Raw genomic sequence first — 12565 nt, 5'->3', positions numbered from 1 at the left:
CCATGCAAGTCAAGCCAACCGAACACGGATTGCCCCCAAGAGGGCGCTCTGCCTATCTCCGAAGCAACCCGCCGAGCGCACCCCGGACCAGGGTACGGCCGATCGAGCCGCCGAGCTGGCCGCCGATCGACTTGCCGACATTGGCGGCCAGCCCGCCGATCACCTGGTTGGTGACCGATCGCGTCACGTCGCGCGCAATGACCTGGCCGGTCGAAAGGCGGCCGCGCTTGACGTTGGTGCCGAAAATGGTGCCGACGATCGAGCCTATCTGGCCGAGGATGCCGCCTCCGCTTTCGCCGGCCGGACCGTCGGTCGTGGCCGCTGTGCCGGCGATGCGCTTCTGAAGCATCTCGTAGGCGGATTCGGCATCGACGGCGGTGTCATATTTGCCCTTCACTGGGCTCGCATCCATGATCGCCTTGCGCTCTTCCGGCGTGATCGGCCCGATCCGGGCCGAGGGTGGCCGGATCATCACCCGCTCGACCATCGTCGGCGTGCCGTTGCCCTCGAGGAAGGACACCAGCGCCTCGCCCTTGCCGAGCTCCGTGATCACCTTGGCGGTGTCGAGCTTCGGGTTGGGACGGAAGGTCTGGGCCGCGGCCGCAACCGCCTTCTGGTCACGCGGGGTGAAGGCGCGTAGCGCATGCTGCACGCGGTTGCCGAGCTGGCCGAGCACGCGGTCCGGCACGTCGATCGGGTTCTGCGTCACGAAGTAGACGCCCACCCCCTTCGAGCGGATCAGACGTACCACCTGCTCGATCTTGTCCATCAGCGCCTTGGGCGCGTCGTTGAACAACAGATGCGCCTCGTCGAAGAAGAACACCAGCTTCGGCTTCGGCAGATCGCCGGCCTCGGGCAGCTCCTCGAACAGCTCGGACAGCATCCACAACAGGAATGTCGCATAAAGCCGCGGGCTCTGCAGCAGCTTGTCGGCGACCAGGATGTTGACCATGCCGCGGCCGTCGCGATCGGTCTTCATGAAATCCTTCAGCGCCAGCGCCGGCTCGCCGAAGAACTTGCTGCCGCCCTGATTCTCCAGCACCAGGAGCTGGCGCTGGATGGTGCCGACCGTGGCCTTGGTGACGTTGCCGAAGCCCTGCGCCTCCTTCTTGATATCGCCAAGCGGGCTTTCCTCGGCATCCGTCCCCTTCTTCCCGCTATCGGGCACGATGGCGTCGAGCAGCGCGCGCAGATCCTTCATGTCGATGAGGGTGAGCCCGTTGTCGTCGGCGACGCGGAAGGCGACGTTAAGCACGCCTTCCTGCACATCGTTGAGGTCGAGCATGCGCGCGAGCAGCAGCGGCCCCATCTCGGTGACGGTCGCCCGCACCGGATGGCCCTGCTCGCCGAACACGTCCCAGAACACCGTCGAGAACTGGTCGGGCTGGAATTTCAGCCCCATCTCGGAAGCGCGCTTGACGATGAAGTCCTTAGGCACCCCGACCTCGGAGATGCCGGAGAGATCGCCCTTGATGTCGGAGGCGAAGACCGGGACACCGGCGCGCGCAAATCCTTCCGCCATGACTTGCAGCGACACCGTCTTGCCGGTTCCGGTTGCGCCGGTGACGAGGCCATGGCGATTGGCCAGCGCCAGCGTCAGCCATGCCTGCTCGTCTCCCTTGCCGACGAAGATCTTGTCGTCAGTGTCGCCGAGCTTGCTGTCCTGTGCCGTCATTATTCTCTCTGATCTCTATGCCGTGTTTCGCGTATTGAAACCCAAAGGCGCCAGTTCCGCAGTTTAACGCATGTCGCGCGCCGATTAAAACCGTTCAACGCGCCCCAAACATGCGACATTGTCGGAAACAAGCGGGCGACATCAGCCGAAAGTTGGAACGAGGCGTTCGCACCGCGGTAATTTCTTGCAGATTCCATCTCCGCTCGTGCATCGCTGCAACACTTTTCGCGCGTTCGGGAGTGAATCGGATCGTTCGTCGCGTTCATCGCTTGTATTTCACATCGCACCGGCTCAAGATCATTTTCGAAAACAATACTCCGGCATGTGAACCGGCTGAGGGGCAGGCCATATGGACGAGCTGATCGGGCGGCTGGCGACGAACGCCAGCATAGATAGTGCTGTCGCCGAAAAAACCGTCGGCATTATCCTGGGCTTTCTCCGCAGCGAGGGCCCTTCCGAGAACGTCGAAGCCCTCATCAATCAGATTCCCGGCGCGGAAGCGGCGATCGAGGCGTCCAAGAGCGGCGGCGGACTGTCGCGGCTGATGGGCGGCGGCCTGATGGCCGTCGGCACGCGCCTGATGGGGCTGGGTCTTGGCATGTCCGAGATTCAGACCATTGCCCGTGAACTTTTCCGCTACGGCCGAGACAAAATCGGAGCGGATCAGATGGGCAAGATCATCGCGGGGACGCCGGGCCTCAGCCAGTTCGCCTGAGCGACGCTTTTCATATCGAGCATCATGACATATCCGATCTCCGAGATTGAGGGCCTGCCCGCCTTTGCCGCCAACAAGCTGAAGGCGCAGGGTATCCGCACGACCGAGGCGCTGCTCGAGGCCGCCTCGACCGTGAAGGGCCGCAAGGCGCTGTCCGCCAAGACCGGCATCAGCGAGCAACTGCTGCTGGAATGGGCCAACGTCTCCGACTACATGCGCATCCCCGGCATGGGCCGGGCCAAGGTCGGCCTGGTCCGCGCCGCCGGCGTCACCACCGTGCGCGAGCTCTCCTATCGAAATCCGGCGAGGCTCGCCCAGAGCATGCGCGAGGCCAACGAGAAGAAGAAGCTCGTCCGCATCCTGCCGTCGGAGAAGTCGGTCGGCGACATCATCGCCAAGGCCAAGAAGCTGCCGCCGAAGATCACGTATTAGGCCATTTACTCTCTCCGTCATCCTGAGGTGCGAGGCATGGGACGCAACGCGTCCCATGGGGAGCATCGAAGGATGAGCGGCCGAGATGCAGCAGCGCGCCGCAACAGCCGGGCCGTCGCCCTTCGAGGGCCGCTGAAGAAGCGGCCACCTCAGGGTGACGGTGAGAGAGTGCCGTAGCCATCGACGCCCCCAATCCCGGCTTGACTCCCCCTCCCCGACAGCGCAATCCCACGCGCATGAATGCCTCGCCCTCCCCATCCGTCGCGCCGGCCGGCTCGGCCGGGCCTGATGCGCTGCGGACGCTCGTGGGCCGGCCGATCCCGGCGGTGATGGGCGTGCTCAACGTCACCCCGGATTCCTTCTCCGACGGCGGAAAATTCATCACGCCGGAACAGGCGCTGAAGCGGGCGCGGGCGATGATGGAGGCTGGCGTCGACATCATCGATATCGGCGCCGAATCCACCCGGCCCTACACCGGTGCCAAGGCCGTCACGGCCGCGGACGAGCTTGCCCGGCTGAAGCCGGTGCTGTCAGGCGTCGTCGCGCTCGGCGTTCCCGTGTCGATCGACAGCATGAAGGCCGAGGTGGTGCAATTCGCGCTCGACCAGGGCGCGGTGATCGCAAACGACGTCTGGGGCCTGCAACGCGACGCCGACATGGCGCCGCTGATCGCAGCAAAGGGCGTCCCCGTCATCGTCATGCACAACCGCGACAGCGTCGATCCCGCCATCGACATCGTCGCGGACATGAAAGCATTCTTCCTGCGCTCGCTGGATATCGCCGCAAAAGCCGGCATCGCGCGCGAAAAAATCGTGCTCGATCCCGGCATCGGCTTTGGCAAGACGGCCGAGCAGAGCATGATCGCACTGGCCCGGCTGCGCGAGCTCGACAGGTTCGGCCTGCCGATCCTGGTTGGTGCCTCGCGAAAACGCTTCATCGCCTCGGTGTCGCCGTCGGAGCCATCGGAGCGGCTCGCCGGCTCGATCGCCGCGCATCTGATCGCCGCGCAGCGCGGCGCCAAAATCATCCGGACCCACGACGTCGCCGAGACCTTGCAGGCCCTGCGGGTGGCACACGCAATCGAGAGCAAGCAATGACCGATACGATCTTCGTGACCGGCCTGTCGATCCATGCGCGCCATGGTGTGATGGATCATGAAACCGAAGTCGGCCAGCGCTTCGTCATCGACCTCGAACTCTACACCGACCTGTCGGAGCCTTCGCGCACCGACCGGCTCGCCGACACGGTGTCCTACGCCGAAGTCGTGGCGACCACGACGGCGGCGTTCAAGAACACCAATTACAAGCTGCTGGAAGGCGCGGCCGGCGCGGTCGCCGACGCCATCCTGTCGCACTTCCCGCGCATCCGTGCGGTGAAGATCACCGTGCACAAGCCGCACGCGCCGATCGCGGCGATCTTCGACGATGTCGGCATCATGCTGACGCGCTCGCGGCATCCGTGACATGGGAAACGTGCTGATCGCACTGGGTGGCAATGTCGGCGATGTCCGCGCGACGTTCAAAAAGGCGATCTCGCACATCTGCGGCATGGCGCAGGCCGCACTGATCGCGCGCTCCTCGGACTATGCGACGCCGCCCTGGGGCGACGAGGACCAGGCCCCCTTCATCAATGCCTGCGTCGAGATCGAGACCAGCCTCGATCCGCATGCGCTGCTGTTCGTGATGCAGAAGGTCGAGCAGAAATTCGGCCGCACGCGAGCCAAGGAGCGGCCCTGGGGCCCGCGCACGCTCGATCTCGACATGATCGCCTATGACGATGTCAGCTTGCAGAAGCCCGACCTCACGCTGCCGCATCCGCGCCTGTTCGAGCGCGCCTTCGTGCTGGTGCCGCTGGCCGAAATCGCGCCGGACCGCGTGATCTCGGGCATTCGTGTGCGTGACGGGCTTGCCAGCGTCTCGACGCAAGGCATTGAGCGGCTTCCGGATACCGGTTAACCAAAAACAACCGTTTGCAGGGACGGTCCGCCGTGGCAATTTCGCCTGCGAATAACAAGATTTTCGGGAGCCCCTCGCCGCATGACCTCCGTGACTGACGACCTGCCGCTGGCGGCGGATTTTCCCAAGGCCACCGTCGAAGACTGGCGCAAGCTGGTCGACGGCGTGCTGAAGGGCGCGCCGTTCGAGAAGCTGGTCGGCAAGACCTATGACGGAATCAAGATCGATCCGCTCTATCCGCGCGCCAGTGGCGTTGCGCCCGTGGCGGGCCGGCCGGCGGCGGCGCCGTGGCAGATCGTGCAGCGGATCGACCATCCCGACGCCGCGCTCGCGAATGCGCAGGCCTTGCAGGATCTGGAGAACGGCGCGACGGGGCTCGCGTTGGTGTTCGCCGGCGCCAACGGCGCTCGCGGTTTCGGCCTGGAACCTACGGCCGATGCGGTCGCAAAGGTCCTGAAGGACATCCATCTCGATGCCGGCATCGGTATCGAGCTCCAGATCGGTCCGCAATCGCGGATGGCGGCGATCCATGTCGCGGAATATGTGAAGAGCAACGGTCTCGATCCCGCCGCCTGCAACATCCGCTTCGGGCTCGATCCGCTCGCGGCCGGCGCGGTGTGGGGCCACAGCCCTTATACGTGGGAGGAGATCGTTCCCGCCGTCACCGGTGCCATCAAGGGTCTCGCCGCGCTCGGCTTCAAGGGGCCGTTTGCCTCCGCCGACGGACGCGTGATCCACGATGCCGGTGGCTCCGAGGTGCAGGAGCTCGCCTTCGTGCTCGCCTGCGGCGTCGCGTATCTGCGCGCGATCGAAGGCGCAGGCGTTCCGCTGGAAGCCGCGCAGGCCATGGTCTATGCGCGGCTTGCCGCGGATGCCGACCAGTTCCTGACCATGGCCAAATTCCGCGCGCTGCGCCTGTTGTGGGCGCGCATCGAGACGGCTTGCGGGCTCGCGCCAAAGCCGCTGTTCATTGCCGCCGATACGGCGTGGCGCATGCTGACGCAGCGCGACCCTTACGTGAACATGCTGCGCGCGACCATGGCGACGTTCGCGGCGGGACTCGCCGGCGCCAATGCCATCACCGTGCTGCCGCACACGCTGGCACTCGGCCTGCCCGATCCGTTTGCGCGGCGCGTGGCGCGCAACACGCAGCTCCTGCTGCTGGAGGAGAGCAATCTCGCCAAGGTCAGCGATCCCGCGGCCGGCGCCGGCGGCATCGAGACGCTGACGGCGCAGCTGTGCGAAGCGGCGTGGGCGCTGTTCCAGGAGAGCGAGAGCGCCGGCGGCGCCTTCGCAGCGCTCCAGCAGAGCCTGTTCCAGGGCAAGGTCGCAGCCGCGCGCAAGGCGCGCGATGCCAACATCGCCAAGCGCCGCGACATTCTGACCGGCGCCAGCGAGTTTCCGAACCTGCATGAGAGCGAGACGGCGGTGCTGAAAGCAACGCCTGTTACGCTCGCGCCGTACGGCGAGCAGAAATACAAGTTCGAGGCGCTGCCGCCGATCCGGCTGGCAGAGCCGTTCGAGGCGCTGCGTGACAAGTCCGATGCGGCGCTGAAGGCGCGCGGCGCGCGGCCAAAGGTGTTCTTGGCCAATCTCGGCACACCCACCGATTTCACCGCGCGCGCGACCTTTGCGAAGAGCTTCTTCGAGGCCGGCGGCATCCAGGCCGTCGACAGCGAGGGTTTTATCGATCCGGCCAAGCTGGCCGCCGCCTTCAAGGCCTCCGGCGCCGCGCTTGCCTGCCTTTGTTCCAGCGACAAGGTCTATGCGGAACACGCCGAAGCTGCGGCGAAGGCCCTGCAATCGGCCGGCGGGCGACATATCTATCTGGCAGGCCGCCCGACTAATGCCGAGGCGGCGCTACGGGCCGCCGGCGTCACGGGTTTTGTCTTCGCCGGGGGCGATGCGCTTGCCACGCTGCAAGACGCCTATCGACGGATGGAAATGGCATGACCGAGACCAGCAAACCCGTTCTCACCGGTGGCTGCCAATGCGGCGCGGTGCGCTTTGCGCTGACGGCGACGCCGAACAAGATTTCGATCTGCCACTGCCGGATGTGCCAGAAGGCCAGCGGCGCGCCGTTCGCCTCCTTCGCCGATATCGAGAAGACGGACTTTGCCTGGACCAAGGGTACGCCATCGGCGTTCCAATCCTCGTCGATCGCGATGCGCGATTTCTGCGCCGCCTGCGGCACGCCCCTGAGCTTCCGCCGCATCGATGGCCCGCGCATCGAGATCATGACCGGCGCCTTCGACCGGCCGGACCACGTGGTGCCGACACGGCAATATGGCACCGAATCCCGGCTCGGCTGGGTGGTGGGCATCGCCAACCTGCCGAGCCAGACCACACAACAGAACTACGGCCCGGAGAAGATGGCGACCATCGTCAGCCATCAGCATCCGGATCATGATTGAGCGAATGATGAGGCGCGAGGAGCACGTGCAATCGTGGATGCGCAGGAAGAACTTGCTACTCTCGAGGCGGAACGCGATCGGTTGCTTGCCGTGGTAGCCTACCAGCGCGGGCCGGCATACTCGGAGAGCAAGGACGATGCAAAGCCATGGTCGGTATTCGGCTTTGAGTTTACCCTCTCGGATCTAGTTGGAGCTCTTATTGCACCGACATTTGCCGGCCGCCCCGCAGGAGAGCCTCAAGTACTTCGACGCCTTGCAGAGTGTGAAGCCCGGATTGTAAAATTGAGGACAGCTGGTTCGCCGTCGGACAAGCAAAGACAGGTTTAGGGACTCAAGGAATGAGCCGCATTCCCAATTTCGCTGAAATCGCATTCGAGCGTGGCACCACCGCCGCACCAACCGGCAGCGCCGAGCCGTGGCTGACGCCCGAGGGCATTCTGGTGAAGCCCGCCTATGGTGAGGCCGATGTCGCCGGGCTCGACTTCCTCGAGACCTATCCCGGCATCGCGCCCTATCTGCGCGGCCCCTACCCGACCATGTATGTCAACCAGCCCTGGACCGTCAGGCAATATGCCGGCTTCTCGACGGCGGAGGATTCCAACGCGTTCTACCGCCGCAACCTCGCGGCCGGGCAGAAGGGCCTCTCGGTCGCCTTCGACCTCGCCACTCATCGCGGCTACGATTCTGACCATCCGCGCGTCGGCGGCGATGTCGGCATGGCCGGCGTCGCCATCGATTCCATCTACGACATGCGCACGCTGTTCGCGGGGATTCCGCTCGACCAGATGAGCGTGTCCATGACCATGAACGGCGCTGTGCTGCCGATCCTCGCGCTCTACGTCGCGGCCGCCGAGGAACAGGGCGTGCCACCGGAAAAGCTCTCGGGCACCATTCAGAACGACATTCTGAAAGAGTTCATGGTGCGCAACACCTACATCTATCCGCCCGCGCCTTCGATGCGGATCATCTCGGACATCTTCGCCTACACCTCGCAGAAGATGCCGAAATACAATTCGATCTCGATCTCCGGCTATCACATGCAGGAGGCCGGCGCGACGCAGGACCTCGAGCTCGCCTATACGCTCGCCGATGGCGTCGAATATCTGCGTGCCGGTCTCGCCGCGGGCCTCGACGTCGACCGCTTCGCACCGCGGCTGTCGTTCTTCTGGGCGATCGGCATGAACTTCTTCATGGAAGTCGCCAAGCTGCGCGCCGCGCGCCTGCTCTGGGCGAAGCTGCTCAAACCGTTCAATCCGAAAGATCCGCGCTCGCTCTCGCTGCGCACGCATAGCCAGACCTCCGGCTGGTCGCTGACCGCACAGGACGTCTTCAACAACGTGATGCGCACGACGGTGGAGGCGATGGCGGCCACCCAAGGCCACACCCAGTCGCTGCACACCAATGCGCTCGACGAGGCGCTGGCGCTGCCGACCGACTTCTCGGCACGCATCGCCCGCAACACTCAGCTGTTCCTGCAGCAGGAGAGCGGCACCACCCGCATCATCGATCCCTGGGGCGGCTCTTACTACGTCGAGCGGCTCACGCGCGACCTCGCGGCCAAGGCGTGGGGCCACATCCAGGAGGTCGAGGAGCTCGGCGGCATGGCCAAGGCCATCGAGGCCGGTGTGCCCAAGCTGCGCATCGAGGAGGCCTCGGCCAAGACCCAGGCGCGCATCGATGCCGGCAAGCAGGCGGTGATCGGCGTCAACAAGTACAAGCCGACCGACGAGGTCCCGATCGAGATCCTGAAGGTCGACAACACCAATGTCCGTCGCTTGCAGATCGACAAGCTGACGCGGCTGAAGTCCGAGCGCAACCAGAAGGACGTCGATGCCGCGCTCGCCGCGATCACGCGCTCGGCCGGCGAAGGCAACGGCAATTTGCTCGCGCTCGCGATCGACGCGGCACGGGCAAAGGCAACCGTCGGCGAAATCTCTGACGCAATGGAGAAAGTGTTCGGCCGCCACCGCGCCGAAATAAAATCCATCACCGGCGTCTACAAGCGGGAGGCGTCCAGCATGGGCAACCAGGTCGAGAAAGTTCAGGCGCTGATCGACGCCTTCGAGGAGGCCGAAGGCCGCCGTCCACGCATCCTGGTCGCCAAGATCGGCCAGGACGGCCACGACCGCGGCCAGAAGGTGATCGCTTCGGCCTTCGCCGATATCGGCTTCGACGTCGACATCGGACCGCTGTTCGCGACAGCCGACGAAGCCGCGCGGCAGGCGGTCGAGAACGACGTGCACATCCTCGGCGTCTCCTCGCTGGCCGCCGCCCACCTCACCGCCGTACCGGAGCTGAAGGCCGCGCTGAAGAAGCAGGGCCGCGACGACATCATGATCATCGTCGGCGGCGTGGTGCCGCCGCAGGATTACGACGCGCTCTACGCGGCCGGCGCCGAGGCCATCTTCCCACCCGGCACCGTGATCTCGGATGCGGCCGAGGAGCTGATCCGGAAGCTGAACGCGCGGCTCGGGCATAGCGAGGCGGCGGAGTAAATGCTAGACTGGCCGCGTAACCGGCCAGATTGTGTCATGACACGTGACGAGATCGTCGCTGCGATACGCAAGAACGCAGATGCCATCAAGGGCAAGGGCGTGTCGAAGCTTGCCGTATTGGGTTTACGCGCCAATGAGGATTACCGCCCGGACGATGACATCGACGTCCTTGTCGAGGTCGAACCGGAGACATCCTTCTCGCTGCTCAATTTGATCGATGTCGAGCAGATCATCGAGGATGCGACTGGCTTGCAGACGCAGGCGACCGTCCGGCACTCCATTTCACCTCGCTTTGTGGAGCGCATTGCGGGCGACATTTTCGAAATATTCTGACGCCCACGCAGGAACACTTCCCTTGAAATTCATCACCAGCTTGAGCGTTGCGATGGCGCTTATCGCAACGTGCGCAACAACGGCTTTCGCCGCCGACCCCAAGCCCGATGCCGTCGTCAAGACCAGGAGTATCGAAGCGCGCGTCTTCCTCGACGACAGGATCAAGGCCGAGGCGGCGCTGGCGGCGGATTGCCTGACCGAGGCCAGGAAGTGGCTCGACAAGAACGCGGCCGAGGCGGCCGCCTCGCGCAAAGAGGATCCGCAGCTCTTCAAGGGCGGCGGCTGGGATTTCGAGCGCAAATATGCGATCCGTTCGGTCGTCGCCGACCGCTATGTCAGCCTCCTGCGCAACGACTACATGGACACCCATGGCGCCCACCCCAACTCGGACGTGAATACGATCCTGTGGGATAAGGCCGAAGGCAAGCGCATCTCGATCCGCCCGTTCTTCACCGAGACCGCCGACAACGGCCCGACGATGAAGGCGATGGTGAAAGCCGTGATCGCGTCGCTGAAAATCGAGAAGAAGAAGCGCGACACCAGCGAGACCGCTCCCGACGAATGGTTCAAGGGCGTGGAGCCGAGCCTGCTCAGGATCGGCGCGGTGACGCTCGCCCCGTCGACCGAGGCGGGCAAGAGCTCCGGGCTCACCTTCCACTATCCGCCTTACGCGGTCGGCCCCTACGCCGAGGGCGAATATGTCGCATTCGTGCCGTGGGAGACGCTGAAGTCCTACCTCACCGCGGAAGGCGTGCGCGTCTTCGGCGGCGCACGCCCGAAGGGCGATGCGGACGAGCCGCAGTGATCATGTTTTGAGCAGCACCGCGTTGCTCACAGCGCGGTGGTAGCGCTACCTTGCAGCCGCGCTGCAAAGCCGACTAGAATGCCGCCATTGACAAGAGCGCCCGGTGTTACGGGCGCCGCTGGGAGGCATTCATGTCCAAGATTTCGCGCCGCACCTTTGCGGCCTCGACCGCTGCGGTTGCAGCATCCGCCGCATTCGGCTTCAAGCCGGCACTGGCGCAGGCTTATCCGGCCCGGCCGGTCACCGTGATCGTGCCCTGGGGCGCGGGCGGCGGCACGGACGCCACCGCGCGCATTGTCGCAGCTCTGCTGGAAAAAGACCTCGGCCAGCCCTTCAACGTCGTCAACCGCACCGGTGGCTCCGGCGTGGTCGGCCACAGCGCGATCGCGACCGCGCAGCCCGACGGCTACACCATCGGCATGCTCACGGTCGAGATCTCGATGATGCACTGGCAGGGCCTCACTGAGCTGACGCCGAAGAGCTACACCCCGCTGGCGCTGATGAACGAGGATCCGCCTGGCATCCAGGTCTCCTCCTCCTCGCCTTACAAGACGGTGAAGGAGCTCGCCGAGGCGATCAAGGCGGCCCCTCCCGGCAAGTTCAAGGCCTCCGGCACCGGCCAGGGCGGCATCTGGCACCTGGCGCTGGTCGGCTGGATGCAGGCGATGGGCCTGCCCGCCAACCAGGTCGCCTGGGTGCCCTCGAACGGCGCGGCCCCTGCGATGCAGGATCTCGCCGCCGGCGGCCTCGACCTCACCACCTGCTCGGTGCCGGAGGCGCGCGCCATCATCGAGGCCGGCAAGGCCAGGAGCCTCGCCATCATGGCGCCGGCGCGCAACCCGATCTTCAAGGACGTGCCGACGCTGAAGGAGGCGATGGGCATCGACTACGCGACCGGCGCCTGGCGCGGCATCGGCGCGCCCAAGAACCTGCCGCCGGAGATCGCCACCAAGCTCACCGCGGCGCTGAAGAAGGTCTACGACTCCGCCGAGTTCAAGGACTTCATGAGCAACCGCGGCTTCGGCACCGTGTGGGGCGATGCCGGCCAGTTTGCCAGCTTCATGGACAAGGGCGACGCCCAGATGGGCGAAGCGATGAAGGCCGCGGGTTTGAGCAAGGCTTGATGTTCGGGTGAGAGGGATCTCCGCGACTTCAACTCTCACCATCAGCGCGGAAAGTCCCCTCACCCCAACCCTCTCCCCGTAAGAACGGGGAGAGGGAGAAGAAACCCCACAGGACCCCTCCCATGCGTCTTCCCGACTCCGTCACGGGATCGTTTCTCGTCGTGCTCGGCGCGGCTGCCGCCTATGGCGGCTACATCCTGCCCCCGGTGCCGGGACAGCCGGTCGGCCCCAACGTGTTTCCGCTGGTGATCGGCACGGGCCTCGCACTGTGCGGGGCCGCGATCGTGTTCGGCATCGGGCATTCCTTCGAGGAGGAGGAAGAGCTGGTCCCGCTCGAGGACGGCCAGGCCGCTGCCCCGCCGCCGCAGGGAAAGCTGTACGGGCTGCGCGCGCTGCTGCCGCCGGCGCTGCTGCTGTTCTACGTCTTTGCCGCCGACCGGCTCGGCTTCATCATCACGGCCGCGATCATGGTCTATGTCACCTCGACCGCGCTCGGGGCGAAATGGAAGCTGGCGCTGCCGCTCGCCGCGCTGTCGCCCTTCGCCATCCACCTCATCTTCGGCAAGCTCCTGCGCGTGCCGCTGCCCGCCGGCCTGTTGCCGACGCCCTGGTAATCC

The 12565-nt window shown here is 65.3% G+C and carries 13 protein-coding genes; 12 read left to right on the top strand and 1 reads right to left on the bottom strand.

The features are described 5' to 3' along the window. Positions 1–52 precede the first annotated feature (52 nt). The gene (locus tag XH79_RS31880; protein ID WP_271584229.1) at positions 53–1675 is read right to left on the bottom strand and encodes a helicase HerA-like domain-containing protein; all 1623 of its coding nucleotides are present in this window, start codon (positions 1673–1675) and stop codon (positions 53–55) included. A gap of 349 nt (positions 1676–2024) precedes the next feature. On the opposite strand from XH79_RS31880, the gene XH79_RS31875 reads away from it, so the two are divergent. The 12 genes from XH79_RS31875 (at position 2025) to XH79_RS31820 (ending at position 12562) form a co-directional block, all read left to right on the top strand. After that, on the top strand, positions 2025–2390 hold the full coding sequence (locus XH79_RS31875) for a DUF2267 domain-containing protein (RefSeq protein WP_271584228.1): 366 nt from the start codon (positions 2025–2027) through the stop codon (positions 2388–2390). Between the two features lie 24 nt (positions 2391–2414). After that, positions 2415–2822: a DUF4332 domain-containing protein gene (locus XH79_RS31870; RefSeq protein WP_212343794.1), complete on the top strand. Its 408-nt coding sequence runs from the start codon at positions 2415–2417 to the stop codon at positions 2820–2822. Between the two features lie 236 nt (positions 2823–3058). Next, a complete protein-coding gene (folP, locus tag XH79_RS31865; protein ID WP_212343793.1) occupies positions 3059–3919 on the top strand; it encodes a dihydropteroate synthase in 861 nt (286 codons plus the stop codon). Then, positions 3916–4284 (top strand): dihydroneopterin aldolase, encoded by a 369-nt coding sequence (gene folB / locus XH79_RS31860; RefSeq protein ID WP_080136778.1) that lies wholly within the window; start codon positions 3916–3918, stop codon positions 4282–4284. Before folP ends, folB begins: the two co-directional genes overlap by 4 nt. Before the next feature lies 1 nt (position 4285). Beyond that, a complete protein-coding gene (gene folK / locus XH79_RS31855; protein WP_212343792.1) occupies positions 4286–4777 on the top strand; it encodes a 2-amino-4-hydroxy-6-hydroxymethyldihydropteridine diphosphokinase in 492 nt (163 codons plus the stop codon). An 81-nt stretch (positions 4778–4858) separates the two neighbouring features. After that, on the top strand, positions 4859–6730 hold the full coding sequence (locus XH79_RS31850; RefSeq protein ID WP_271584227.1) for a methylmalonyl-CoA mutase subunit beta: 1872 nt from the start codon (positions 4859–4861) through the stop codon (positions 6728–6730). Further along, the gene (locus XH79_RS31845; RefSeq protein WP_271584226.1) at positions 6727–7191 is read left to right on the top strand and encodes a GFA family protein; all 465 of its coding nucleotides are present in this window, start codon (positions 6727–6729) and stop codon (positions 7189–7191) included. The genes XH79_RS31850 and XH79_RS31845 overlap by 4 nt, the downstream gene beginning before the upstream one ends. Before the next feature lie 338 nt (positions 7192–7529). After that, positions 7530–9686, top strand: a complete 2157-nt coding sequence (scpA, locus tag XH79_RS31840; RefSeq protein WP_271584225.1) for a methylmalonyl-CoA mutase — start codon at positions 7530–7532, stop codon at positions 9684–9686. A 36-nt stretch (positions 9687–9722) separates the two neighbouring features. Further along, positions 9723–10019 (top strand): nucleotidyltransferase family protein, encoded by a 297-nt coding sequence (locus XH79_RS31835; RefSeq protein ID WP_212343779.1) that lies wholly within the window; start codon positions 9723–9725, stop codon positions 10017–10019. Between the two features lie 52 nt (positions 10020–10071). Beyond that, positions 10072–10824, top strand: a complete 753-nt coding sequence (locus tag XH79_RS31830) for an RsiV family protein (RefSeq protein WP_271584352.1) — start codon at positions 10072–10074, stop codon at positions 10822–10824. Between the two features lie 131 nt (positions 10825–10955). Further along, entirely contained in the window at positions 10956–11948 is a 993-nt protein-coding gene (locus tag XH79_RS31825) for a tripartite tricarboxylate transporter substrate binding protein (RefSeq protein ID WP_212343778.1), read from the top strand. Positions 11949–12070: 122 nt separating this feature from the next. After that, positions 12071–12562 carry a tripartite tricarboxylate transporter TctB family protein gene (locus XH79_RS31820; RefSeq protein ID WP_212343777.1) on the top strand — a complete coding sequence of 164 codons (492 nt, stop codon included), beginning with the start codon at positions 12071–12073 and terminating at the stop codon, positions 12560–12562. The last annotated feature ends 3 nt before the right edge of the window (positions 12563–12565 follow it).

It is taken from the genome of Bradyrhizobium sp. CCBAU 45389 (assembly GCF_028128625.1).
In the GTDB taxonomy this organism is placed as follows: Bacteria; Pseudomonadota; Alphaproteobacteria; order Rhizobiales; family Xanthobacteraceae; genus Bradyrhizobium; species Bradyrhizobium liaoningense_B.
Note: the sequence above shows the minus strand (reverse complement) of the source record. Positions and strands in the feature narration are given on the sequence as shown.

Excerpts from the sequence above, each read along its gene's own strand:
- XH79_RS31875 (WP_271584228.1), top strand. The coding sequence starts at position 2,025 with ATGGACGAGCTGATCGGGCGGCTGGCGACGAACGCCAGCATAGATAGT.
- XH79_RS31850 (WP_271584227.1), top strand. The coding sequence starts at position 4,859 with ATGACCTCCGTGACTGACGACCTGCCGCTGGCGGCGGATTTTCCCAAG.
- XH79_RS31830 (WP_271584352.1), top strand. The coding sequence starts at position 10,072 with ATGGCGCTTATCGCAACGTGCGCAACAACGGCTTTCGCCGCCGACCCC.
- folK (WP_212343792.1), top strand. The coding sequence starts at position 4,286 with ATGGGAAACGTGCTGATCGCACTGGGTGGCAATGTCGGCGATGTCCGC.
- XH79_RS31880 (WP_271584229.1), bottom strand. The coding sequence starts at position 1,675 with ATGACGGCACAGGACAGCAAGCTCGGCGACACTGACGACAAGATCTTC.
- XH79_RS31845 (WP_271584226.1), top strand. The coding sequence starts at position 6,727 with ATGACCGAGACCAGCAAACCCGTTCTCACCGGTGGCTGCCAATGCGGC.
- XH79_RS31835 (WP_212343779.1), top strand. The coding sequence starts at position 9,723 with ATGACACGTGACGAGATCGTCGCTGCGATACGCAAGAACGCAGATGCC.
- scpA (WP_271584225.1), top strand. The coding sequence starts at position 7,530 with ATGAGCCGCATTCCCAATTTCGCTGAAATCGCATTCGAGCGTGGCACC.
- XH79_RS31870 (WP_212343794.1), top strand. The coding sequence starts at position 2,415 with ATGACATATCCGATCTCCGAGATTGAGGGCCTGCCCGCCTTTGCCGCC.
- folP (WP_212343793.1), top strand. The coding sequence starts at position 3,059 with ATGAATGCCTCGCCCTCCCCATCCGTCGCGCCGGCCGGCTCGGCCGGG.
- XH79_RS31820 (WP_212343777.1), top strand. The coding sequence starts at position 12,071 with ATGCGTCTTCCCGACTCCGTCACGGGATCGTTTCTCGTCGTGCTCGGC.
- folB (WP_080136778.1), top strand. The coding sequence starts at position 3,916 with ATGACCGATACGATCTTCGTGACCGGCCTGTCGATCCATGCGCGCCAT.
- XH79_RS31825 (WP_212343778.1), top strand. The coding sequence starts at position 10,956 with ATGTCCAAGATTTCGCGCCGCACCTTTGCGGCCTCGACCGCTGCGGTT.